Genomic DNA, 22,086 nt, shown 5'->3' on the forward strand with positions numbered 1-22,086 from the left:
ACACGAAGGAGAACCATGTCCGACATCGAGCACGACCTGCTGCAGGGCATCGCGCAGATAGGCATGTTCCAGCCCGAGGAGATCCACGGGCCCGACCTCCTCATCAGGGACCTCGGCTTCGACTCCCTGATGGTGATGGACCTGATCTCGAGCATGACGAAGAAGTACCCGCTGCTCGGAGACCTCAGCGCCGACCACGAACTCTTCCGCGACGACGTCGCCGTGGACACCCTGCGCGGCGCGCTCCGGCAGTTGACCGGTGTGCCGGTCGCCGCGGTGCCCCGGCAGCGGGCCGGCATCGAGCGGATGGAGTCGGTGACGGCGTTCAACGCCTTCCTGGACGCCTCGCCGCACCTTCCGTACTTCATCCCGCACGAGGGGGTGGCCGGCGCGCGCGTCTCGGTCGGCGGGCGCGAGCTGGTCAACTTCGCCAGCTACAACTACCTGGACTCCAACGGCGCCCCGCGGATCACCGACGCCGTGCGCGCCGCGGTGGAGACCTACGGCAGTTCGGTCTCCGCGAGCCGGATCATCGGTGGCGAGATCCCGCTCCACCGCGAACTGGAGCGGGAGATCGCCGACTTCATCGGGGTCGACGACGCGGTGCTCCAGGTCGGCGGCCACAGCACCAACGTCAACGTGCTCGGTCACCTCTTCGGCGAGAACGACCTGATCCTGCACGATTCGCTCGCCCACAACAGCATCATCCAGGGCGCGCTCCTCTCGGACGCCAAGCGCCGCCCCTTCCACCACAACGACATGGGCCATCTGGCACGCGAACTGAAGCGGCTGCGCCCGCGGTTCCGCAACATCGTGGTCGTCGTCGAGGGCGTCTACAGCATGGACGGCGACATCTGCGACCTGCCGGAGCTGGTGAAGCTCAAGGAGGAGCACGACGTCTTCCTGATGGTCGACGAGGCGCACTCCTTCGGCACGATGGGGGCCGCCGGCCGCGGCATCTGCTCGCACTTCGGCATCTCCCCGGAGCGTGTCGACATCCTGATGGGGACGCTCAGCAAGTCGTTCAACAGCTGCGGCGGCTACCTCGCCGGCAACCGCGACTTCGTGCGCTATCTGCGCTACAACCTGCCCGGCTTCGTGTTCAGCGTGGGGATGACACCCGCCAACACCGCCGCGGCCCTGGAATCCCTGCGGATGAGCGCGGCCAACCCGCAGTGGCAGGACGAACTCCATGCCTCGGCGGCCCGGTTGCTCGCAGGCGTACGGGCGCTGGGCTACGACACCGGGCTGAGCGACGGCACCCCGATCGTCCCGCTGATCACCGGTGACACCGCCCGTGCGGTGGAGCTGTCGAAGGAGCTGGACGCCGCCGGGGTGTTCGTCGCGCCGATCACCTACCCCGCGGTGGCCGAGGCGGAGGCGCGACTGCGCTTCTTCGTCTCCCGCGGCCACTCGCCCGCCGACATCGACCACACCCTGTCCGCCCTCGCCTCCCTCCGAGAGAAGCAGCTCGCCGCATGAAGATCACCGCACTGGAGGCCGCCCGGCACCGGCTCGCCGCCCGTCCTCCGCACCGTCCGATCGCCTCGCTGCTGACCCGCGCCGCGCACCTGGCGGGGGAGCGCAGCAGCCCCCTGTTCCAGCTGGTGGTCCTGCACCGCCTCAAGGGTTTCCTGCGCCACATCGTGGTGTCGGTGATCCGCCGCGAGTTCCCCGACGGGGACCTCACGCCGCGCACCGGGATGTCCGAGGAGATCCATCACGATCTGCTGGAGCTCGCCGAGAACCTGGGCGTGGTGCGTCTCCAGCAGCGCGCGCCCCGGGCACGGCTGCGTCCCGACTACGCGGCCGTGGTGCGGTCCCAGGACCCCGCCGCCCACGACACCCCCGCCTGGCGGCGCGACCGCGCCGACTATCGACGAATACGCGAACTGGTCGACCGCGGCGGGGTGTTGGAGGAGGACCGGGGCGCGGACACGCCGCCCCATCTGCGCCGCGACGACGTGCACTACCTGATGGTGCTGTGCCGCTACATCCTCGAACTGGAGGAGATGAGCCTGTACGAGCAGGTCAAACCCTCCTTCGAATCGGTCTTCTACTCCGATCTCGGTGAACTGGCGTACCGGCTCTACACCTCCGGCTCCTACCGGAAGCTCTGCCGCCGGCTGCGGCCCGCCTCGTTCCTGGACATCGGCTGCGGCGAGGGCCGGCATCTGGAGCCGCCGGCGCAGCTGCGCCCCGCACCCCGGGTGGTCGGGGTGGAACTGGACCCGAAGGTGGCGGAGTCGGCGAGGCGGCGGCTGGCCGGCCGGGTGGACGCGGAGATCGTCTCCACCGACCTCTTCGAGTGGCGCACCGAGGAACGCTTCGACATGATCCTCAGCAGCTACATGCTGTTCTATCTGGACCGCTCGCGGCACGTGGAGTTCTACTCCCGGGTGCGTGAACTGCTCGCGCCCGGCGGCACCTACGTGGTGGGCCAGTACTTCCCCGACTTCCAGGAGTACCAGCGGGCGCTGATCGACCGCTGTTCGCCGGCTCCGCGCATTCAGCGCTGGGCCTCGGACACCGGGAACTCGCTGCTGCTGGCGGAGGTGCTGCTCAACCGCACGCTGGTGCACTTCCGTTCGGTCGTCTACTGGGACGCCTTCCGCGACGATCTGGCCGCCGCAGGTCTCGCGGTCCGCGAGGTGCTGCCCGCCGACAGCCTCTACTACTCCCACTACGTGCTGATCGGCCGTGCCGACGATGAGCGTTGAGCCCTCGGCGCCGGCCGGTTCGCTCCGGCCGGCGCTGCACGCCGAAGCCCTCCGCAAGACCTTCTTCGCCGGGACCCCGAGGGAGTTCGCGGTGCTGCGCGGGGTCTCGCTCACCGTGGAACGCGGCCGGATCTGCACGATCCTGGGCCCCTCCGGTTCGGGCAAGACCACCCTGCTGCGGTGCCTGTCGGGGCTGGAGTCCGTCGACTCGGGCACGGTGGAGGTCGGCGGTACGAAGGTGCACGAGCTGTCGCCGCGCGAAACCCAGCGATTCCGCCGGGAGGACATCGCCTTCGTCTTCCAGGAGTACAACCTCATCAGCGATCTGACGCTGCGGGAGAACGTCGAACTGGACCGGCCGATGGCGGCCCGCCCGGCCGAACTCGCCGCCCGCTGGCGGCTGGAGCACGTGCTGGACCACTTCCCCGACCAGTGCTCGGGAGGCCAGCAGCAGAAGGCGGCGATCCTGCGCGCGCTCAACCGGGACGTCGATGTGCTCTTCTGCGACGAGCCGACCGGCGCCCTGGACGGGACCTCGGCCGGCGAAGTGCTCAGTGTGCTCCAGGAGGTGAGCGCGAACGGTGTCACCGTCGTCATGATCACGCACAACGAGATGGTCACCGAGATCTCCGACCGGGTGGTGCGGCTGCACGACGGCGAGGTCGTCTCGGACACCGTGGTCCCCGATCCGCGTCCGGCGGGGGAGCTGGAGTGGTGAGCGACCGGCTGGACACGCTGCTCACCCGCCGCGCCCGCCGCCGGCTGCGGCGCAACCGGACGGATCTGGCGGTGCTGCTGGGCGTCGTCGCACTGGGGCTCTCACTCGGCCTCACCTTCCTGGTGGCTGCCACCTCCTCGCTGCGCGGCATGGACGACTTCGCCGCCTCGCACCACCGGGAGTCGGGCCATTTCGAGCCCGCGTCCGGGAAGGACGTTCCGCCCGAGGGCACCCCGGGCTACGAGACGACCCGGACGGCGGACGTCACTGGGCCGGGCTCCTCGGTGCTGCGGCTGGGACCGCCCAGAGAGCGCATCAACCGCCACCAGATCGTCTCCGGCCGTGAACTGCGCGCCGCCGACGAGCTGTTGCTCAACCGGCGCTACGCCCAGGCGCACGGCATCGCGCTCGGCGACCGGATCACCGCCGGCGAGCGCCGACTGACCGTGGTGGGCTACGCGGCGGCGCCGGACCTCATCGCGGTCAGGAACAGCGAGATCGTCCTCCAGCCGAACCACGAACGCTTCGGGGTCGGCTTCGTCACCGCCGAGACCTTCGCGCACTGGCGGGACACGGCCCGCACCACGGTGTTCTGGGACTCCTCCGTGGACGTCGCGCGGATGAGCGGGACGTACGAGGCCGCGGCCGTGCGCGACGTGCAGAACAACTCCCGGGTGCAGCAGGCGATCGGCGACTCGCAGGGGCCGCGCGATCTCGCACTGCTCATTCTGGGGATCTTCCTCGTGATCATCTTCGCCCTGCTCGCCGTCCACCACTTCGAGAACCGCAAACGGGAAGCGGCCGATCTGGAGGCGTTCGACCTGCTCGGACACCGGCGGCGCGCCATGGCAAGGCATCTGCGGGACCCGCTGGCGCCGCTGCTGGTCGGCTGGGCGGTGGCCTCGGCCGTGGCGCTGGCGGCTGCCGGGCCGGCCATGGACATCAACGCCAAGCTCTACGACTACCCGCGGATGTCCGTGGACCTCGGCACGTGGGCGCTGGCGTCGCTCGCGGTCGGGCTGCTGCTCGCACTGCTCAACTGGGCCGCACACCGCATGTTCTACCCCGGGCGCCCCGCCAGGACGGTCCGCCGTCGGCGGCTGCCGCTGGCGCGACTGCGGTGGCTGCCCGACGCCGGCTACCGGCTGCGGCTGGTGCGCGGGCTGCGCAACCCGCGCGAGCCCGTCGCGACCGTCGTGCTGCTGCTGGTGGTCGCGTTCCTGGTCAACTTCTCGCTCTCGCTGCGGGTTTCGGTCGACTCCTATCTGGAGGCGCTGGAGGACCAGACGCCGTTCAGCCACATGTACGTGCTGCCCGACGACTCCGGCAGCTCCGACGACTCCGGCAGCTCCGAGGGCTCCGACGGCAAGGGACCGCCGGTCCGCGAAACCGACGAGGCCGGCCGGCTCAGCACCCTCTACCACGCCTCCGGCACCGCCCAGAGCGTCTTCGAAGTGCCCCCGAAGTCGCGGTACTTCGGGACCACCACCGGTCCCGTGGTGACCGGAGCGTTCCAGGAGAAGTACGGGATCGGCACCGGGGACCTGCTGACCCTGCGCTCACTGGACGGAACCCGCACACACCCGCTGCGGATCACCGGTGTCACCGACGAGACCACCTCCTCCTACGTCTATCTGCCCACGGGCGGACTGGCGGCGGTGGCCGAAGGAGGCGCCGGCGGAGCGGAGCCCGGGGTGCCGGTGCTGTTCACCGCCTCCGCCCACCCGCAGCTGGAGGGACGCACCCAGTCGGTCGGCAAGGAGGAGATCGTCTCCTCGGGGCGCAGCATCGTGGAGATCATCAACCTGCAGATCGGGCTGCTGATCGGACTCGCCTGTCTGCTGCTGGTCCTGATGCTGCTCGCGCTCTACCGGTTCGTGCTCGGAACCCAGCAGGAGTTCCTGCGGGTCATGCGGCTCAACGGCCACGGACCGCGCGTCCTGGTGCGCGCACTCTTCGGCTTCACCGCCCCGGCCGCGGTGCTCGCGGTGGTGCTCTCGCAACTCCTCGCGGTGCGGGTGGTCCGGTGGTTCTTCGACGGGATCATGTACGACTTCAGCGCTTATGTCCCGGTCGCCTCCGGGCTCGGGGTGCCACTCCTCACCGGTGCGCTCCTGGCCCTGCTCATGTCCGTCTTCCTTCTTCACGCCCACAAGAAAATGAGGAGCCCATCATGATGCCGACCAACCAGCGCCGGGTCGTCGTGACCGGAACGGGCGTGGTCAGCCCCATCGGACACGGCACCGAGGAGTTCTGGCAGTCGCTGTCCAAGGGCAGCACGAACTTCGTGCCCAGCGGGGTGGAGGGCATCCCGCTGGTGTCCCGGGTGCCCGACGGCTGGGACGAGGGGATCTCGCCCAAACGCCGCCGGGCGTCCGACCGTTGCACCCTGCTCGCCCTCACCGCCGCCGGCGAGGCCCTGGGCCGTTCCGGACTGCTGGAGGACCCCGACAACGCCCTGCACACCGGCGTCTACTTCGGCTCCTCCATCGGCGGGATAGGCACCATCAAGCAGGAGTTCGCCCGCGGCGCGACCGAGGGCACCCGCTCGGTGCACGCCCTGCTGGTGGTCAAGGGCCTGATGAACATGATCGCCTCCGCGATCGGCATCGAGTACGGCCTGCGCGGCGAGTCCCTGGTGACCGCCGCGGCCTGCGCCTCGGGCACGGTCGCCATCGGCGAGGCGTACCGGGCGGTGGCCTCCGGCCGGTTGCCGCGCGCGGTGGCCGGTGGCGCCGAGGCGTGCGTGCTCGACCATGTGATGGAGCCCTTCCGGAAGTTGGGCGCCCTCAACAGCAGCAGCGACCCGGAGGGCGCCTCCATCCCCTTCTCCCGGCACCGCAGCGGTTTCGTGATGGCCGAGGGCGCGGGAGCGGTCGTGCTGGAGGAGCTGGAGTCCGCACGCGAGCGCGGGGCGCCGATCCTCGGCGAGATCGTCGGCTACGCGGCCTCCTCCGACGCGGCCGGACTCATCACCCCCGACGCGGCCGGGGTGCGGCGTGCGGTGGAAGGTGTCTTCTCCGACGACCACCGGCCGGAGGACGTCGTGTACATCAACGCCCACGGCACCTCGACCACCCTCAACGAGCGGGTCGAGTCGGAGGTCTACTCGGCCGTCTTCCCGCACCGGCCCGCGGTGTCCTCGACCAAGTCCTACTACGGTCACCCGCTCGGCGCGGCCGGTGCCTTCGAGGTGATCGTCTGCCTGGAGAGCGCCCGCGCCGGCGTGGCTCTGCCGACCCTGAACGTCAGCGAGGCGGACATCGACCGGGAGGAGATCGACCTCAACCTGGTGCTGGACGAACCGGCGCCGCTCGCCGGCGGCCTCCTGCTCTCCAGCTCGTTCGCCTTCGGCGGCCAGAACGGAGTGCTGCTGATGCGCGGCGGCATCTGAGCCCGCCGCCGACGCGGGTGCGTACGCGCGGCGGGGCGCGGTCGGGCACGGCGCTCCCGACCGCGGGCGGGCGCCCGACCGCGTTCGGGGCGGCAGGGTGGCGGGGCGGTGCGGCGGTCCGGTGGTCCTCCGGTCAGAGGTTGGAGTCCAGGGGAGGGGCGTCGCAGCGGGAGGTGGCCGCCCCGCCGCCGGCTCCGGTCCCGGGCTCGCGGCGGTCCAGGCCGAGCGTGTACGCCGTCATCGACAGCGAGCCGGCGGCGTAGCCGTCGACCAGCACGTCCAGCGGCTCGCTGTCGGCGAGGCCGGCGAGGTAGAGCAGCGGGAGGTAGTGGTCCGGGGTGGGGACGGCGAGGCCGAAGTCGCGGTGGCCGTCGAGCGCGGCGACCCCGGTCGGGTCGGACTCCAGGATCTCGCGCGCGCTCTCGTTGAAGCGGCGGGCCCAGTCGAATCCCGCGTCGGGGCGGTCGAAGTCGACGGCCCGCAGATTGTGCACGATGTTCCCGCTGCCGATGATCAGGACGCCCTGGTCGCGCAGCGGCGCGAGTCTGCGTCCGAGGTCGAGGTGGTGGTCGAAGTCCTTGAAGGCGTTGAGGGACAGCTGGAGCACCGGGATCGAGGCGTCGGGGAAGGCGTGCAGCAGCACCGACCAGGTGCCGTGGTCGATGCCCCAGCTGTCCACGTCGTGGCCGACCCAGGTGGGCTTGACGACGTCCGAGACCATCTGCGCGACCTCGGGGTCACCGGGCGCGTCGTACCGCACGTCGAAGAGCTCCTGCGGAAAGCCGTAGAAGTCGTGGATGGTGCGCGGCTGGGGCATCGCGGTGACCGCGGTCGCGCCGGTGTACCAGTGCGCGGAGACGACGAGGATCGCGCGCGGGCGGGGCACCGAGCGCCCGAACTCCCGCCACGCCTCGGTGTACCTGTTGCGCTCCAGCGCGTTCATCGGGCTGCCGTGCCCGAGGAAGGCGGCGGGCATCCTCGTCGTCACACTCATGGGACTTCCTCTCGACCTCTCGGCTCTCGACCCGACGGCCGCGGACCTTCGGGCCCCGTCGCGCCGGTCTCGTCGCCGGTCCTGTCTGTGCGAACCGGCGCGGGCCGGTGGTTGTTCCCGGTCGGCGCCGGGTCTCGGTGGCGGGTCTCGGCGTCGGTCTCGGCGGCGGGTCCGGGCGGCGGGTCTCGGCGACGGCTCGGCGGCGGTGTCGGGGGCAGCGTACGGGCGGTGGGGCGGCAGGGCGGGGGAGCGCGTCGAGGCGCACGGCGCCGGGCGCGTCGGCACCGTGCGCCGTACCGGCGGCGGGAACAGCGGCGCGCGCTCCGTCGTTGAGAGCGTGACCATCGCAACTCCCGTGTGCACGGGGCCCGTTGGGTGCTGTGTGCCCGTCCGGCCCCGCTCCGCACCTCCGACCAGCGAGGCGGCATGTCCCCCACCGATCCCACCGGTCCTACCGGTCCTACCGACCCCGCAGATCCCACAGGCCCTGCAGATCCCACAGGCCCCGCAAGGCGCGCGGGCTCCGCGGACCCCACCGTGCTTCCCGCCCCCGAGGTGCTGCGGGCGCGCCAGAAGCTGGTGCTCGACCACTTCCGCGACGAGGTCGACCAGGACTGGGACGCGACCCTCGCGACCTTCCCGCACCCGCACTACGAGATCGTCGCCACCATGACCGTCCACGACGGCGACGGTGCGGTGCGCGACTACTACCGGGCGACCCGGGTCGCCTTCCCCGACCAGCACCACGAGCTGATCGACCTGCGGCACAGCCATGACGCGGTGGTGGCGGAGTTCTGGCTGATCGGCACCCACCGCGGCCCGTTCGGCTCGCTCCCGCCGACCGGTTCACGCTTTCGGGTGAGGATGACGGCGTACTTCGTCTTCGACGCGGACGAGCGGCTGGTGAGCGAGCGCATCTACTTCGACTCGCTCACCCTCCTCAAGCAACTTCTCGGCGGCATCGACCGCAGGAAGCCCCGCAACTGGCCGCTGCTGCTCCGCTTCGCCCGCGGTGCGCTGCGCATGTCCGGCGAGGCGCCCGACCCGCGCCTCCTGGAGACCACCGAACCCGCCCACCTGCGCACGACCTGATCGCCCGGTCCGGGGCCGGGGCGTCCCGGACCGGGCGCGGCGGTCGTCAGTCGAGGTGCTTCTCGAACCAGTGGTGGGCGTAGGGCTCGTCGTTGAAGGCGGGGACCTCGGTGTAGCCGCTGGTGCGGTAGAGCCGGGTGGCCGCTTCGAGCGCCCGGTTGGTGTCCAGCCGTACGACCTTGCGTCCCAAGTCGGTTGCGCGGGACTCCAGTTGGGCCAGGAGGCGTCGGGCGAGTCCGAGGCCGCGGGCCTGCGGGCTGACCCAGAGGCGTTTGATCTCGGCCGGGGCGTCGGCGGGCAGCTTGAGCCCGCCGCAGCCCACCGGTTCGCCGTGCAGCCGTGCCAGGAGGAACAGCCCGCGCGGGGCGCGGAGTTCGCCAGGGTCGGGCAGCAGGGTCCGGTCGGGGTCGAAGCCGGTGTCGAAGAGCCGGCCGAGTTCGGCGGTGTAGGCGCGCAGGCAGTGCACGGCGTCGGGGTGGTCGGGGTCGAGGGTCTCCACCGAGACGACGGAGGCGGTGAGCAGCCGTTCGACCTCGGCCATGGCGGCGGTGAGCCGGGTGCGCTGGGCGGGGTCGAGGGGGTGGAGCAGCGAGCCGGCGAGGTCCTGGCTGCGCGCGTCGAGCTGGGCGCGTTCCGCGCGGCCGGCGTCGGTCAGTGTCACGGTCCGTACGCGCCGGTCGCGCGGATGGGGCTCGACCGCGACGAGGCCGTCGGCCTCCAGGGCGCGCAGCAGTCGGCTGATGTAGCCGGAGTCCAGGCCGAGTCGGGCCCGTACGCTGCGGACGTCGTGGGTGCCGGTGCCGCCGAGCTCCCAGAGCAGCCGCGCCTGGCCGTAGGGGCGGGCGCCGCCCAGGTACTGGTCGTGCAGGACTCCGACGCGCTCGGCGACGGTCCGGTTGAACCGCCGCACCTGCTCGACCTGCTGCTCGGGTGTCCGCTGCTCGGTGCTCATTCTCTGACTCTAGTCAGGCAATGAGTGGTGCCGCAAAGAGGAGCGGGTCCTGTGCCGGTCCGTTCGCTGTCCGCGCCCCTCGCGCGTTCCGCCCGGTCATCGGTGTGCGTCGAGGGTGCGGCGCCCCAAGTGGGCGGAGTGGGCGCCCGGTTGGGCGTCCGGCGTGCCCGCGTCGTGACGCCTGGCGCGATACCGGTACGTACCCGTTGACGGTGGCAGGGCGGAGTGTGAGCATGCGAACCCCTGAGAGCGCTCCCACCCCCACACCTCCGGAGCAGCCCGTGATCTCCCGCCGCGCACTGCTGGCCACCACCGCCGCACTCCCGACGCTGCTGCTGCCACCGGCGGCCCGCGCCGCCGCCGGGCCCGCGCCCGGCACGGTGCGCGGCGCCCCGGCCGCACCCGAGACCTGCGAACTCGCCCTCGCCAACGAGTCCTCCGCCGGCGAGCTGCGCGCCTACGTCGCCGGTCTCGAACTCGGCACCGACCGCTGGATGCTGCTGCGCGAGGACGGCAGCACCTACTACCCGGAGTCGCCCGACGGACGCGCCCCGCTGCCCGTCGACTGCTCCATCGCGATGCCCGCCGCCGACGAGGAGCCCCGTGTGCTCACCCTGCCGCGGATGCACCGCGCCCGCGTCTACGTCGTGCGCGACGCCAGGTTGGAGCTGCTGGTCGACCCCGGGCCCGTGCTGCTGGACGTGCCGATCCACGACCCGAACGATCCGAACCACCAACTCGACTGGTTCTGGGCCGAGTTCACCTTCAACGAGCAGATGCTCTACGCCAACCTCAGCTACGTCGACATGGTGCCCCGGCTCCCGCTCGGCCTCACCCTCGAGGGCACCGGCACCCACACCGTCGCCGCCCCCGAACCGGGCGCGCCCGGCCGCATCGCCGACGGTCTGCGCACCCAGGCCGAGAAGGACGGCCGGCCCTGGCCCGACCTCTCCGTGCCCCATCCGGACGGTGACGGGGTGCTGCGCGTCATCGCCCCGCACATCCACCAGATACGCCACGACCACCTCCCGCCCGAGGAGATGCCCTTCGGCGACTACTACGACGACTATGCGCAGGAGGTCTGGGCCAAGTACCGGCAGGAGCCGCTGCGGGTCGACCTCCAGGGCGGACGCGGTGTGCTGGAGGGCCGGGTCGAGGGCGACACCCTGGTCTTCCCCGAGAGCGGCGACCGCTTCGAACTCCCCGTCTCCCGCGATGTGTTCAGCTGCGACCGCGGTCCGTTCACCCAGCGTCCGGACGACACCGAGGTGCGGCGCGGGCTGATGGCACGCGTCTCGGCGGCCTTCAACCGCAGCACGCTCCTCTCCCACGCGGACCAGCCCAGCGGGCCCACCGCCGAGGACTTCTACCGCGCCGAGACCACCAACCACTGGGCTCGGCTGGTGCACGAGCACACCCCCATCGGCTACGCCTTCCCGAGCGACGACGTCATGGGCGACGGCCAACCCGACGTCTCCGGAGCCGCCGCCGACCCCGAACCCCGCCGATTCACCGTCACCGCCCGCTGACCGCACGAGCCGGTTCGCACGGCCGCACCCGCACCCACGGCCGCACCCGTAGCCGCGGCCCGCGCGACCGGCGTCGCCGACCCTGTACCGCGGCCCGGGCGGTTCACCCCCTCGGGGCGCCGCCTGCTCGTCGCACTCCTTCGAACGAAAGGGGCACCGCCCTGAACACCGGCCGAAAGCACAGGAGTTCACGTTTCCGGCGTGGACCGGTACGACTGGTCCTCACCTTCCTCTGCGCGCTGCTCGCCGCGTCCGTCCTCGCCCCCTCGGCGGGCGCCGGCTCCGCGCCCGCCGCCGCCGACGGCAAGGGCGTCAGCGCGCGCCCCGCGCCCGGCGCGGACCAGGCGCTGGCCGACGTCAACGCCTCCTGGTACTACAACTGGGCCTCCGGCCCCGACCTGGCCACCCCGGACGGCACCGAGTTCGTGCCGATGATCTGGGGCCGGGAGTCGGTCACCGACGAGGAACTCGACCGTGCCGCCCGCGAGGGCAGCCAGCTCCTCGGCTTCAACGAACCCGACCTCGGTGAGCAGTCCGCGATGAGCGTGGAGGAGGCCCTGGACCTCTGGCCGCGGCTGGAGTCCACCGGCCTGCGCCTGGGCGCACCCGCTGTCGCACACAGCGGCGACGTCGCCGGCGGCTGGCTGGACCGCTTCATGCGCGGAGCCGAGGAGCGCGGCCTGCGCGTCGACTTCATCCCGGTCCATTGGTACGGCGCCGACTTCGGCCCGAACGCCACCGACCACCTGCGCTCCTACCTCGACGCGGTCGCCGAGCGCTACGGCAAGCCGGTCTGGCTCACCGAGTACGCGCTGATCGACTTCACCGGTTCGCAGCCGCGCTACCCCAGCGAGCAGGAGCAGACCGCCTTCGTCCGTTCCTCCACCGAGATGCTCAACTCGCTGCCGTACCTGGAGCGTTACGCCTGGTTCACCCTCTCCACCGACACCCACCAGACCGGTCTCTACGACGGAGCCAACGCCAACTCCAGCGGCGCCGCCTACCGCGACGCGGGCTGACCCGTACGGGGACGCGGGCTGACCTCCGCGGCCCGTCCCCCGGGCGCTCCCTTCCACGAGCCGCCGAACTCCCCCTCACGCGACGGGAGTTCGGCGGCTCGGCGCTGGTCGCACGTCGGGCCGGGGAACGGAGCGCACCGTCCTCGCCGGGCGCGGGTTCAGCGGTTGCCCGTCCCGGAGCGACGTTCGTTCCGGCCCGAACGCCGGTCGTCGGGGTCCGACGGGGGAGCCGCCGCGCGGTCGACGCGGGGGAGCCGGTCGCCTCTGCTGTCGGCCACCCGCAGCGCGTCGCGCAGTGCCTCGCTCAACCGGCGTGCGAGAAAACGCATTTCGTGCGGGTGGGTGCTCCCGTCGGTCACGAGGTCGCTCGCGAAGTCGAGCAACCGGACGCCTATGGCCAGCTGTTCGGCCTCCATACGGTCGGCGAGACGCGAGAGGCGGCAGTCGTCGTCGGTGACCAGATAGCAGGGCTTGCCGTCCTCGCCGCTCCACGGCGCGAGCCGGGGCCGCTCCCCACCGCTCACAACGCCGCCCCTGCTCCGTACGCCCGCGCGGAACCCGCCTCCGGGCCGTCCGGCATCCGCCCGGGCGCGGACGTCGACCGCCCCGCGAACCGTTCGCCACAAGCCGTGAAACCTCGCAACACCTCATGCACTCCCGTCAGTTCGGAGCCCCACCCCGCACCGCTCACACGGGCGCGGGATTTTGTCAGCCCCAACCCTGTTGCTTTGCCGATCGGCTGTCTTCCCTCCCTCGGGTATCCCCATGATGGGTAGGCTTTTGTTCCGACTGATCGGGCACAATGCTGCTCACAGATGCGATGGGCGCCAGATGACCGAATACCGACCGCAGACAGCGCTGCCGAGTGTTTTTCTCGATCGGGAAGACGTGAAGATCGCTGTCGCGGCTCACGACTTCGGCACCGTTTTCCGTCTTGCCCGCAGCGAGCTCGGGATCAGTTACTCGAAGATCGCAGCAGAGTGCGACATCAAGCCGGAACGTGTCGGGCTCCTTGCTCGAGGTCGCGGCAACATCACCTCGTTCGAGAAGGTTGCCAGCATCTCCGATGCCTTGCGCATCCCCGGTCGTCTGCTCGGACTCGCGGCCAGGGGATGGGAGACGAACGAGTCTTCCTGCACCGCCAGTTGCGCGTCTCCGGATGCCAACACCGCCACCAGCGAAGGAGGCACAGTGAAACGTCGGCATTTCTTCAGAGCGACAGCCGGTGCAGGGATGGCCGTCGGCTTTTCCGATCTGGACCGCATCGTGGTGGGGCGGCAGATCGGCCACAGCATTCCGAGCCAGTTGCGCAGACGGACTACTCGCTTGCGGCGGCTGGACGATGTCCTTGGCGGAGGAGACACCTACCGCATCTATCTCGGTGAGTACCAAGCCACCAAGCGCATGGCCCGAGAGTGCGACTACTCGGAGAGAACGGGCCGCGAGCTGCTGTCGGTTCTTGCCGAGCAGGCACAGCAGGCGGGATGGGCCGCTTTCGACGGAGGCAAGCATGCCGACGCCAGTGGCCTGTACGAGGAGAGCTACAGGGCGGCGACCGAAGCAGGAGACACAGCTCTCGCCGGTAACGCTCTCGCCTTTCTCGCTTATCAGAAGTCCGACGGAAGCAGAGAGGCAGGAGTTGAGTTCGCGGTTCGCTCGTGCCGTACCGCAGGCACCGACGCTCCGCGCGGAGTACGCGCGCTGCTGCACGAACGTCTGGCGTGGGCACATGCTTTGGCGGGGCAGCCAAGAGAGACAGCAGAAGCGCTCGACGCGGCGGAAGCGGCATTGAACGACGACGACGGTGAGCCGCAGCCCGACTGGGCGGCTTGGGTCGATCAGACCGAAATCAAGATCATGACTGGTCGATGCTGGGCTGAACTGCGTCGGCCACTGCGAGCCGTCCCTGTGTTGGAGGAGGCTCTGCGCGATTACGACGACACTCACGCACGTGACAAGAGCCTGTACCTTTCGTGGCTCGCCGACTCCTACCTGAGCGCAGGTGAAATCGAGCAGGCCGCAGCGGTTACCGGGCGTGCCCTGGACCTCTGTGCCGGGGTTGCCTCGGTGCGTCCACGCTCGAGACTTGCGCCCGTGCTGGCCCGGCTCGGCGAACACCGCGACCTCGGCGCGGTGGCTGATGTCCTGGAGCGCGCGAAGAGTTGACGCTTCTAGTCCGCAGGCAGCGAATCGGTGGTCGTTGCCACCCAGCGCAAGTAGGCGGCGGAGCCGGCGACGATCTCCACGGCTGAAACCTCGGGGTTTTCCCACGGGTGGTGGGCCACAAGGTGGGCTTCGAGATCGGAGTATCGAGTGCTGTGGGTTTTGAGGAGAACTTGCCATTCTTCACCCGTGCCGAACTTGCCCGCGTGCCAGAAAGCGGACACCACCGGCCCGATTACCTGAGCCCCGGCGGCCAGGCCCGCTGTTACCACCGTACGAGCAAGTTCCACGGCCTGTTCGCGGTTTTCCGTCGCGGTGGACACCTGGAGAAAGTCAGCCATGCCGCGAGCCTAGTTCGTGTTCTCGGAGCGCATCCAATTGTGTGGCAGCCCTCGTCGTGATCGATCTCGCGCCGAAGGCGGTGAACGGGCCTTGGTGCGGGGCTAGTTCGGATGCCAGGTCACCGCGGCCGGCACGTCCTCGCGGGCGGTGCGGAAACCGTTGACCGGGTGGTCGAGATCCGGGTGGCCGAAGGAGACACCGGCGACGACCCGGCGGTTCTCCGGCAGCCCGAAGTGCTCGCGCACGAACGGCGCGTACGAGGCGAGGGCGGCCTGCGGCGCGGCACCGAGTCCGAGGCTCTGCGCGGCGAGCAGGAAGGAGTTCAGGTAGAGCCCGCAGTCGACCGCGCCGTAGACGCCGAGGTCGGCCTCGGTGGTGACGAGCGCGACGTGCGGGGCGTCGAAGAGCTCGAAGTTCCGCAGCGTCTGCCGCCAGCGGCCCTCGCGATCGTCCCGCGCGATGTCGAGCGCGTCGTAGAGCTGGAAGCCGCAGGCGCGGCGCCGGTCCCGGTAGACGCCGGCGTACCGCTCGGGGAACGGGAAGTCTGGCGCCGGCGGCTGGGTGCGCACATGCTCCAGGAGCGCCGCGCGGAACCGTTCCGTGCCCGCGCCCTCGGTCAACTCCACCTGCCACGGCTGGGTGTTGCACCAGGACGGCGTGCGCTGCGCCAGTCGCAGCAGCCGTTCGACGGTCTCGCGCGGAACCGGTTCGGGGCGGAACGCGCGGCAGGTCCAGCGGCCGTCGAGCAGCTGGCGCAGCGCCCCGTACGGTCCGCCCTCGTGTGCGGTGTGCTGCTCGCCGTCGCTGCTCGTCCCCACGGGCGTGGCCTCCGTCGTGCGTTCGTCCGTCGCGGTCCGGGGCCCCGCCGGGGCGGGCCGCGGTGCGCCGCGTGCCGTGCGGCACCTCCGTCCCGCGCACGCTATGCGCGGAACCCGCGTCGCGAAAGGCCCTGTTCACGGACCGCACCCGACGGCGCGCCCGGCCGGGACACGTACGGCACGCGCGGCGGGTACGGCACGTACCGGGTCCCGTGCCGTACCAGCAGCCCGTCCCGTGCGTGGTCGTTACGCGGACGCCGGTTGGTCGTGCTTCGCGGCGAGGTGTGCCGTCACCCGGATCTCCACCCGCATCCCGGGAGCGCCGAGCGCCGGCACGCCGATCTGCGTCCAGATCGGCGCACGGTCGCCGAGGCGGAGCCGCATCTGCTCCACCATCGTGCGGGTGTGGTCCTCGCCGATGGTGTCGGGGGCGGTGGGTACGTGGAACGAGTCCATGGCGACCACGTCGTGCCAGCTCGCACCCGCGGTGGCGAGGGTGCGCCCGACGTTGTCGAAGGCGCGCACGATCTCCTCCTCCAGGCTCTCGGGGAACTCGAACTCCTCGCTCCAGCCGCCCTGGCCCGAGATCTCCACGCGGTCCCCGATCCGCACGGCCTGGCTGTAGTGGAGCTCCTTGCGGAGCCAGTCGCCGTACCCGGGGGTGATGGTGAACTCGGGCTCTTCGGTGCGGGTTGTCGACTCGGTCATGGTCTCGTTCCTCTCCTCGGACGGTGGACGGCCGCGCGTCGGCGTTCGGCGCGCAGCACGCGGTGCAGCTGGTCGCGGAAGCTCACGGCCGCCTGTGCGCGGGAACCTCTGCACGGGCACATCCACACGGACATATCCACACGGGCACGTCTGCACGGCCACGCAGCGACTTCACGCTTGAAGTAAACGTAGCAGCATTTTGCTTCAAGCATGAAGTCAATCCCGTTGGTAGACTCCCGCCCATGTCCAGCTCACCGCCTCCGGAACCTCGTGACGAACCCGCCGAGGACGTCCAGTGGCTCGACACGGAGGAGAAGGACGCCTGGACCGGGGTGATCTCCATGGCCGTACTGCTTCCCGGTCGCCTGGAGCAGCCGCTCCAGCGGGAGTTCGGCATCAGCCTCTTCGAGTACCTCACCCTCAGCCACATCTCCGAGGCGCCCGAACGCCGCCTGCGGATGAGCGAGTTGGCCTTCCTCGCCAACGGATCGCTCTCCCGCCTCTCGAACGTCGTCAAGCGCTTCGAGCAGCGCGGCTGGGTCGAGCGCTCCCCGGACCCGGTGGACGGTCGCTACACCCTCGCCCGCCTCACCGACGCCGGCTACGACATCGTGCTGGCCGCCGCCCCCACTCATGTGCGTGCGGTCCGTGAGCTGGTCATCGATCCGCTCACCGCCGCCGACCGCCGCGCTCTCGCCCGTATCGCCGCCAAGCTCCGCACCCGCCCGGCCGACCTCGCCCCGTGAGGGCCCCGCACCCCGCCGCCCGGCCGGCGCTGCCCGAAGCCCGAAGCTCGAAGCCCGCACTCCGCAGTCCGGCGTTCCCGCCGTGCGGTCGGCGAACTCGCTTGCGCCGTACGGTCGTTCAGTCGCGGAGGAGCCGGTCGGTCAGCTCCGTGTGCCACTGGACGTACTCGACGCCCGCGCCGCCCGGGTGGCGCGCGTAGAGGAACCGTCCCGTCGGGCCGTCCGTCACGGGGGTGGTGAGGGTGGCGCCGGTCGCCTCCAGAGTCGCCCGCAGCGCGTCGAGGTCGTCCACGACCACGGTGGCGGAGGCGTGGCTGTACTTCGCGCGCTCCTCGGCCGGTCCCGCGACGATCAGGAAGTCACCCACCGCGGCCAGTCCGACCGCCTCGAAAGCCAGCCGCAGATGCGGCCGTTCGCCCGTCAACTCCTCCAGCAGCGGCAGCGCCCGGTCGAGCTCGTCGGCCCACAGGCGTGCGTAGGTCTTCAGGATGGTCATGAAAGTGCTCCCCAGGTCTCTTCCGGTTACTCGCTCACCGTAGGAAAGTGAGGGCTGACGTGGAAGAACGCACTTTCGAGTGAGAGAGGCACCTGATGGAAACCGAGCAGCCCACGCCCGACGACGCCGATGTGCTGCGCGCCGATTCGCTCGCCCGGGAGATCTTCGCGGGGGTGGCGAACAAGTGGTCCCTGCTGATCATCAACGTCCTGGGCGAGCGCACCCTGCGCTTCACCGAGCTGCGCGCGGAGATCGGGGGCATCAGCCACAAGATGCTCACCCAGACCCTGCGCGGACTGGAGCGCGACGGCGTGGTGCACCGGACCGTCCACCCGACGGTGCCGCCGCGCGTCGAGTACCGGCTCACCGAGGCCGGCGGGGCGCTGCGCGACACCGTCAACGGCATGTGCGCCTGGACCCGCCGCCATCTGCCCGAGATCGACGCGGCCCGCCGCCGTTTCGCCGAACGTGAGACCGGGGCGGGCGCCAACACCACGGGCGCCACCACCACGAGCGTCAACACCGCGCCACGCCGAGCGGGTTGAGAGCCCAGAGGCTCAACCGCGATCTACGAAAGCGCTGTTGGTGAGCACCGGCACGCTGTCGCTGGAGTCCACCTCGGCGGCGATCTCCACGTCCTCGCGGAAGCCCTCCTCGGCCAACTCCCGCCCGGACGTGCTCTCGTGGAGGTCGGACGCGACATCCGGGCAGTGCGCGTACGCGTCCGCTGCGACGCGCGCCTCCGGGGAGAGCGGCGCGCACCTTCGCCCGCGCAGGGCGTCCACCACGAGGCCCGCGCCCAACAGGTCCTCCAGCGCCGGGCGCAGGCTGTCGTCGGGCCAGCGCTCACCCGCGGCGATCACCCCGACCGGTTTCCCGGCGGTTCCGTACCCGTGCGCGGCGAGCCACTCGGCGACCGCGCGACCGTTGCGCAGCGAGGCGGCGACCACCGCGGTGGCGCCGTCGGCGGCTGCCCTGGTGACGATCGCCGAGCCGTTCGGCGACGGCAGCACCAGCCGCTCCGCCTCCGGCGCCGCGCGCAGTGCGGCCGGCGAGAGCGACCAGGGCGAACGGCTGCTCGCGGCCCTACGGCCCACGGCCAGCTTCGCGTCCACCTGGTGGGCGAAGGTCACGGCCGACTCGTCCCGCCACCGGAACGGGAAGACCCGCGTCCCGCGCTCCACCGCCACCGACACCGAAGTCGTGAACGACAGCACGTCGACGACCACGAGGCAGGCGACCTCCGTCACCAAGCGCCGCGCGCCTTCCGCGCCCCACTCGAAACGTACTCCGTGCCCGGTTTGCAGGAGTGCCTCATCCATGGCCCCCATCGTGCACGTTCTCGGCCCCACGGGTAACCGGCGGGCACGCACTGATCGCCAACTGCGCCCGTGGAGGCGGCAGTTGGGACGTGCCCGCGACCCGGCCGGTGCTGCCCCGCGCAACGTCCGCCCGAGCCCGCGTCGCACGTCCCCGAGCCACCCGCCCCGCCCTGTCCGCGCTGCCCGCTCGCGCAGCCCCGCCCGTTCGCGCTGCCCGCGCGCCCAGGCGTCGGCTCAGATCGGCAGGTGCCAGCTGGGGCCGCCCGGCGAGCCGAGCCACACCGTCTGCTCCCAGGGCGTGGCGGTCATCCCGAAGCCGGTCATGTCCGGTGCTCCGCAGCTCTGCCAGGTCTCCAGCGCCTCCTCCACGCGGTCCCACAGACGCAGCGGCCCGTGCTGGTGAACCGCCCAGCCGGCGCCGTCCGGTTCGCACCACGCCTGTGAGCCGGTGGCGGTGTCGCGCAGCACGATGCCGTGCGCGCTGTCCACCAACTCCGCCGAGGGCGCCGCGAGTTGGGCGACGAACCGGCCCTCCCAGCGCTCCAGCAGTCTCGGGTCCACCGTCGCGGCGCGTCTTTCGCCCTCCTGCCGGAAGAAGACGGAGCGGGGCGGAGGTTCGTGCGGACGCGCGAGCATGTAGGTGACGGTGTCCGGGGCGAAGCGGCCGTGCGCCACCCCCTCCTCGTCGAGCGTGAGGCGGATCAGACCGGCGGACGGCATCCATCCGCTCACCGTGGTGGTGATCGAGCCGCCGTCCTTGAGCTGCCAGAACCAGGGCGGCGGGATCGATCGCACGGAGCAGGTGGCGATGACGGCGTCGTACGGGGCGTGCTCCTGGCAGCCCTGGAGCCCGTCGCCGGTGGCGAGCCTCGGGGCGTACCCGGCCTCGGTGAGCCGTACGGCCGACAGTGCGGCCAGGCCCGGGTCGTACTCCACGCTGACAACGTTTTCCGCGCCGAGCCGGTGGCACAGGATCGCGGTGGAGTAGCCCGTCCCGGTGCCCACCTCCAGCACCGTCCCGCCCTCGTGCAGTTCGGCCACCTCCGCGGTGCGCACGACGAGGGAGGGCAGCGTCGCCGAGGACGTCGGGCTGCCGGTGACGGGGCCGTCGGCGTCCGCCGCGTCGAGACCGTCGACCTGGGTGACCCAGGTGGTGTCCCGGTGGGCCATCCGAAGCCACTCCTGCTCGCCGACCTGCTCGCGCCGGACCGGGCTCCACGCGGTCCCGACCGGCCGGTAGACGGCGCTGCCGAGGAACAGCTCGCGCGGCACGGCCCGTACGGCGTCGAGCCACTGCGGTGCGGGTGCCGGGCCGACGCCGGCGATCTCCGCGGCGAGCCGGCCGCGCAGCTCCGAGGAGTCGGGGTCCGGCTGCGAGGGGCCGGGGCGCTCGGACGGATCAGGGTGCATAGGGCTCTCCCGCGTGTTGGAGCCGATCGGCGACCGCTCTGACGATCCTGCGGGTGATGGGTTCGGGAAACCAGGCGTACTGCCCGTTCGGGTTGCACTCGAACCACCAGGTGCGCCCGTCGCGGTCGATGCCGAAGTCGAACGCCCCGAAGGTGAGTCCGAAGACCTTGAGGTACCGCTCGATGCGGTGCGCCAGACGTGGGGGAGTGGAGACGAGCGTGTAGCTCAGCTCCTCGTAGTGCCGCCGCCAGTCCAGGCCGGGCGAACCGTCGATCCGCACCGAGAAGATCTCGCCGCCCACGGCCGTCACCCGCAGATGGGCGACCGTCGGGATCAGCTTCTGGAACAGGTGCATCGTCTGGGCGACTCCGCCGTCCAGGTCGGCGGCCTTCACCTCGTCGACCCACACGGTCAGCGCGCCCCGGTCGGCGTCCCGGTACTCGGTGTTGCGCAGGGGCTTGTACACCACCGGGCCGTGCTCCTCGGCGAACTTCCGTGCGGTGGAGAGCACGTTGGTCATCAGCGTGGGAGGGACGTCGAAGTCGCACCGGACGGCCGTCGCCAACTGCGCCGGCTTGTGCTCGGCCTGCTGGTTCTGCCAGGGATGGTTGAGGTAGTACGCCCCGGGGAGCGAGCAGAGGATGCCGCCGAGTCCGTATCTGGCCTGCTCGCGGCACCAGCGTGCGTCCTGCCCAGTGACTCCCGCGGGCGCGGTGTAGGGGCTCGGGCGTCGCCAGTAGACGGATCTGGCCCTGGTCGGGTCGGTGGACCGGCTGGGTGTGCGCAGCTCTCCGTCCAGACCCCAGCCGCCGACGACGACGGAGACGGCGACCTCTTCGGGGAAGTCGCCCGGATCGAGCCGAATCACCGGCACATGGCGTCTGTTGAGCTCCTCCACGACGAGGTCGGAGGTCGCGTCGTCCAGCCGGGAGACGACGATCACGGGCCGCCCGCTGGTCAATCGCTGTCCCCTTCCTGGTCGCTTCCCTCGTCGGTGGTGCCGTCGAGGCTGGTCCTGGTGCTCGTCTCCTTGCTGGTCTGCGAGCGCCTGTGCCGGTCCAGCGTGGGGATCCGGACGCCGTCCGGGTCGACCCACCGGGCGGTCTGGGTGGCGTGGTCCAGGACTAACCCGGTGGCGGGTGCGGCGATCACGCTCGGGTACGGGCGCATGCGGCTGGTTCCCCAGGGTGCCGGTGTCTGGTCCATGAATGCCTCCTGTGATTCCTCAACAGTTTGTTATTGCCTGCACACTTTGGGTAGTTGCAATCCGGTCGCTTGCTGGTCGAATGCGCCGAGGCCAGGGGCGCATGGCCTGATCCGGGCGCTCGTCGTGTGCGCCGCGGGGCGCTCCGAGCAGGGGTGCGAAAGCCGGGTTGCGGAGCCGTCGGCGGAGTCGTCCCCCGCGACGGTCGCTTCACGTCTGTCGCTTCGATGTCGGGGCCGGAGCTGCCTGGGTCTCGCCGAGAAATGCCGCTGCCGAGTCCGCCGGCGTCCGGTGTGCTCGGCGGTTCAGGGCGAAAGCGTGGAAAGGGTTGGATCCGGCCAGGGTGGATTCAGTCCGGTGGAAACGGCTGGAACTGGTGCGGTCCGCGCAAACGACTCGGGGTGCGAACTGTCCTGACAAGGACGCTCGGGGTGCGGAGCCCCGTGGACTGAAAGGTGT

Annotated in this window: 22 protein-coding genes; 11 read left to right on the forward strand and 11 right to left on the reverse strand. The window is 71.1% G+C overall.

What is annotated here, in order from left to right; genetic code table 11:
* Window positions 1-15 precede the first annotated feature (15 nt).
* Genes MTQ01_RS12705 through MTQ01_RS12725 form a run of 5 tightly spaced genes read left to right on the forward strand, consistent with a single transcriptional unit; the run spans window position 16 to window position 6,832 of the window.
* Entirely contained in the window at window positions 16-1,482 is a 1,467-nt protein-coding gene (locus tag MTQ01_RS12705; protein WP_247489731.1) for a pyridoxal phosphate-dependent aminotransferase family protein, read from the forward strand.
* The gene (locus tag MTQ01_RS12710; RefSeq protein WP_247489732.1) at window positions 1,479-2,720 is read left to right on the forward strand and encodes a trans-aconitate 2-methyltransferase; all 1,242 of its coding nucleotides are present in this window, start codon (window positions 1,479-1,481) and stop codon (window positions 2,718-2,720) included. Before MTQ01_RS12705 ends, MTQ01_RS12710 begins: the two co-directional genes overlap by 4 nt.
* Window positions 2,710-3,438, forward strand: coding sequence for an ABC transporter ATP-binding protein (locus MTQ01_RS12715; protein ID WP_247489734.1), 729 nt, complete (start codon window positions 2,710-2,712; stop codon window positions 3,436-3,438). The genes MTQ01_RS12710 and MTQ01_RS12715 overlap by 11 nt, the downstream gene beginning before the upstream one ends.
* Window positions 3,435-5,615, forward strand: a complete 2,181-nt coding sequence (locus MTQ01_RS12720) for a hypothetical protein (protein WP_247489736.1) — start codon at window positions 3,435-3,437, stop codon at window positions 5,613-5,615. The genes MTQ01_RS12715 and MTQ01_RS12720 overlap by 4 nt, the downstream gene beginning before the upstream one ends.
* On the forward strand, window positions 5,612-6,832 hold the full coding sequence (locus MTQ01_RS12725) for a beta-ketoacyl synthase (RefSeq protein WP_247489738.1): 1,221 nt from the start codon (window positions 5,612-5,614) through the stop codon (window positions 6,830-6,832). Before MTQ01_RS12720 ends, MTQ01_RS12725 begins: the two co-directional genes overlap by 4 nt.
* 133 nt (window positions 6,833-6,965) lie before the next feature.
* Here MTQ01_RS12725 and ygiD read toward each other — a convergent pair whose 3' ends face one another.
* Complete coding sequence (ygiD, locus tag MTQ01_RS12730) at window positions 6,966-7,826, reverse strand: 4,5-DOPA dioxygenase extradiol (RefSeq protein ID WP_247489740.1); 861 nt, start codon at window positions 7,824-7,826, stop codon at window positions 6,966-6,968.
* Window positions 7,827-8,363: 537 nt separating this feature from the next.
* Here ygiD and MTQ01_RS12735 point away from each other — a divergent pair.
* Window positions 8,364-8,918, forward strand: coding sequence for an ester cyclase (locus tag MTQ01_RS12735; RefSeq protein WP_247489742.1), 555 nt, complete (start codon window positions 8,364-8,366; stop codon window positions 8,916-8,918).
* Between the two features lie 46 nt (window positions 8,919-8,964).
* On the opposite strand, the gene MTQ01_RS12740 is transcribed toward MTQ01_RS12735, so the two are convergent.
* Entirely contained in the window at window positions 8,965-9,870 is a 906-nt protein-coding gene (locus MTQ01_RS12740; RefSeq protein ID WP_247489744.1) for a helix-turn-helix domain-containing GNAT family N-acetyltransferase, read from the reverse strand.
* A 281-nt stretch (window positions 9,871-10,151) separates the two neighbouring features.
* Here MTQ01_RS12740 and MTQ01_RS12750 point away from each other — a divergent pair, with 281 nt between their 5' ends.
* Window positions 10,152-11,399, forward strand: a complete 1,248-nt coding sequence (locus MTQ01_RS12750; RefSeq protein WP_374207730.1) for a beta-1,3-glucanase family protein — start codon at window positions 10,152-10,154, stop codon at window positions 11,397-11,399.
* Window positions 11,400-11,746: 347 nt separating this feature from the next.
* The gene (locus tag MTQ01_RS12755) at window positions 11,747-12,418 is read left to right on the forward strand and encodes a glycoside hydrolase family protein (protein ID WP_282613629.1); all 672 of its coding nucleotides are present in this window, start codon (window positions 11,747-11,749) and stop codon (window positions 12,416-12,418) included.
* A gap of 158 nt (window positions 12,419-12,576) precedes the next feature.
* Here MTQ01_RS12755 and MTQ01_RS12760 read toward each other — a convergent pair whose 3' ends face one another.
* Window positions 12,577-12,942: a hypothetical protein gene (locus MTQ01_RS12760; RefSeq protein WP_247489746.1), complete on the reverse strand. Its 366-nt coding sequence runs from the start codon at window positions 12,940-12,942 to the stop codon at window positions 12,577-12,579.
* Window positions 12,943-13,249: 307 nt separating this feature from the next.
* Between MTQ01_RS12760 and MTQ01_RS12765 the strand changes: the two genes are divergently transcribed.
* Complete coding sequence (locus MTQ01_RS12765; RefSeq protein WP_247489748.1) at window positions 13,250-14,584, forward strand: helix-turn-helix transcriptional regulator; 1,335 nt, start codon at window positions 13,250-13,252, stop codon at window positions 14,582-14,584.
* 5 nt (window positions 14,585-14,589) lie between these two features.
* On the opposite strand, the gene cutA is transcribed toward MTQ01_RS12765, so the two are convergent.
* The 3 genes from cutA to MTQ01_RS12780 all read right to left on the reverse strand — a co-directional run bounded on the left by cutA (window position 14,590) and on the right by MTQ01_RS12780 (window position 16,449).
* The gene (gene cutA / locus MTQ01_RS12770) at window positions 14,590-14,922 is read right to left on the reverse strand and encodes a divalent-cation tolerance protein CutA (RefSeq protein WP_247489749.1); all 333 of its coding nucleotides are present in this window, start codon (window positions 14,920-14,922) and stop codon (window positions 14,590-14,592) included.
* Window positions 14,923-15,024: 102 nt separating this feature from the next.
* Window positions 15,025-15,741 carry a nitroreductase gene (locus MTQ01_RS12775; RefSeq protein ID WP_247489752.1) on the reverse strand — a complete coding sequence of 239 codons (717 nt, stop codon included), beginning with the start codon at window positions 15,739-15,741 and terminating at the stop codon, window positions 15,025-15,027.
* Between the two features lie 246 nt (window positions 15,742-15,987).
* Window positions 15,988-16,449 carry a Rid family hydrolase gene (locus MTQ01_RS12780; RefSeq protein ID WP_247489754.1) on the reverse strand — a complete coding sequence of 154 codons (462 nt, stop codon included), beginning with the start codon at window positions 16,447-16,449 and terminating at the stop codon, window positions 15,988-15,990.
* Between the two features lie 242 nt (window positions 16,450-16,691).
* On the opposite strand from MTQ01_RS12780, the gene MTQ01_RS12785 reads away from it, so the two are divergent.
* Window positions 16,692-17,195, forward strand: coding sequence for a MarR family winged helix-turn-helix transcriptional regulator (locus MTQ01_RS12785; RefSeq protein ID WP_247489756.1), 504 nt, complete (start codon window positions 16,692-16,694; stop codon window positions 17,193-17,195).
* A 118-nt stretch (window positions 17,196-17,313) separates the two neighbouring features.
* Here the strand turns inward: MTQ01_RS12785 and MTQ01_RS12790 are convergent, their stop codons facing one another.
* Window positions 17,314-17,691, reverse strand: a complete 378-nt coding sequence (locus MTQ01_RS12790; protein ID WP_247489758.1) for a VOC family protein — start codon at window positions 17,689-17,691, stop codon at window positions 17,314-17,316.
* A 95-nt stretch (window positions 17,692-17,786) separates the two neighbouring features.
* Between MTQ01_RS12790 and MTQ01_RS12795 the strand changes: the two genes are divergently transcribed.
* Window positions 17,787-18,236, forward strand: coding sequence for a helix-turn-helix domain-containing protein (locus MTQ01_RS12795; protein WP_247489760.1), 450 nt, complete (start codon window positions 17,787-17,789; stop codon window positions 18,234-18,236).
* A gap of 12 nt (window positions 18,237-18,248) precedes the next feature.
* On the opposite strand, the gene MTQ01_RS12800 is transcribed toward MTQ01_RS12795, so the two are convergent.
* The 4 genes from MTQ01_RS12800 to tgmA form a co-directional block, all read right to left on the reverse strand.
* Complete coding sequence (locus tag MTQ01_RS12800; protein WP_247489761.1) at window positions 18,249-19,013, reverse strand: 2-phosphosulfolactate phosphatase; 765 nt, start codon at window positions 19,011-19,013, stop codon at window positions 18,249-18,251.
* A 234-nt stretch (window positions 19,014-19,247) separates the two neighbouring features.
* The gene (tgmC, locus tag MTQ01_RS12805) at window positions 19,248-20,423 is read right to left on the reverse strand and encodes an ATP-grasp peptide maturase system methyltransferase (protein WP_247489763.1); all 1,176 of its coding nucleotides are present in this window, start codon (window positions 20,421-20,423) and stop codon (window positions 19,248-19,250) included.
* On the reverse strand, window positions 20,413-21,384 hold the full coding sequence (gene tgmB, locus MTQ01_RS12810; RefSeq protein WP_247489766.1) for an ATP-grasp ribosomal peptide maturase: 972 nt from the start codon (window positions 21,382-21,384) through the stop codon (window positions 20,413-20,415). The genes tgmC and tgmB overlap by 11 nt, the downstream gene beginning before the upstream one ends.
* On the reverse strand, window positions 21,381-21,629 hold the full coding sequence (gene tgmA, locus MTQ01_RS12815) for a putative ATP-grasp-modified RiPP (protein WP_247489770.1): 249 nt from the start codon (window positions 21,627-21,629) through the stop codon (window positions 21,381-21,383). The genes tgmB and tgmA overlap by 4 nt, the downstream gene beginning before the upstream one ends.
* Window positions 21,630-22,086 lie beyond the last annotated feature (457 nt).

This window comes from Streptomyces sp. XM4193 (genome assembly GCF_023072595.1).
Taxonomy (GTDB): Bacteria; Actinomycetota; Actinomycetes; order Streptomycetales; family Streptomycetaceae; genus Streptomyces.

Excerpts from the sequence above, each read along its gene's own strand:
- MTQ01_RS12780 (WP_247489754.1), bottom strand. The coding sequence starts at position 16,449 with ATGACCGAGTCGACAACCCGCACCGAAGAGCCCGAGTTCACCATCACC.
- MTQ01_RS12705 (WP_247489731.1), top strand. The coding sequence starts at position 16 with ATGTCCGACATCGAGCACGACCTGCTGCAGGGCATCGCGCAGATAGGC.
- tgmC (WP_247489763.1), bottom strand. The coding sequence starts at position 20,423 with ATGCACCCTGATCCGTCCGAGCGCCCCGGCCCCTCGCAGCCGGACCCC.
- MTQ01_RS12785 (WP_247489756.1), top strand. The coding sequence starts at position 16,692 with ATGTCCAGCTCACCGCCTCCGGAACCTCGTGACGAACCCGCCGAGGAC.
- MTQ01_RS12715 (WP_247489734.1), top strand. The coding sequence starts at position 2,710 with ATGAGCGTTGAGCCCTCGGCGCCGGCCGGTTCGCTCCGGCCGGCGCTG.
- MTQ01_RS12740 (WP_247489744.1), bottom strand. The coding sequence starts at position 9,870 with ATGAGCACCGAGCAGCGGACACCCGAGCAGCAGGTCGAGCAGGTGCGG.
- MTQ01_RS12710 (WP_247489732.1), top strand. The coding sequence starts at position 1,479 with ATGAAGATCACCGCACTGGAGGCCGCCCGGCACCGGCTCGCCGCCCGT.
- MTQ01_RS12800 (WP_247489761.1), bottom strand. The coding sequence starts at position 19,013 with ATGGATGAGGCACTCCTGCAAACCGGGCACGGAGTACGTTTCGAGTGG.
- MTQ01_RS12765 (WP_247489748.1), top strand. The coding sequence starts at position 13,250 with ATGACCGAATACCGACCGCAGACAGCGCTGCCGAGTGTTTTTCTCGAT.
- ygiD (WP_247489740.1), bottom strand. The coding sequence starts at position 7,826 with ATGAGTGTGACGACGAGGATGCCCGCCGCCTTCCTCGGGCACGGCAGC.
- MTQ01_RS12725 (WP_247489738.1), top strand. The coding sequence starts at position 5,612 with ATGATGCCGACCAACCAGCGCCGGGTCGTCGTGACCGGAACGGGCGTG.
- MTQ01_RS12795 (WP_247489760.1), top strand. The coding sequence starts at position 17,787 with ATGGAAACCGAGCAGCCCACGCCCGACGACGCCGATGTGCTGCGCGCC.
- tgmA (WP_247489770.1), bottom strand. The coding sequence starts at position 21,629 with ATGGACCAGACACCGGCACCCTGGGGAACCAGCCGCATGCGCCCGTAC.
- MTQ01_RS12790 (WP_247489758.1), bottom strand. The coding sequence starts at position 17,691 with ATGACCATCCTGAAGACCTACGCACGCCTGTGGGCCGACGAGCTCGAC.
- cutA (WP_247489749.1), bottom strand. The coding sequence starts at position 14,922 with ATGGCTGACTTTCTCCAGGTGTCCACCGCGACGGAAAACCGCGAACAG.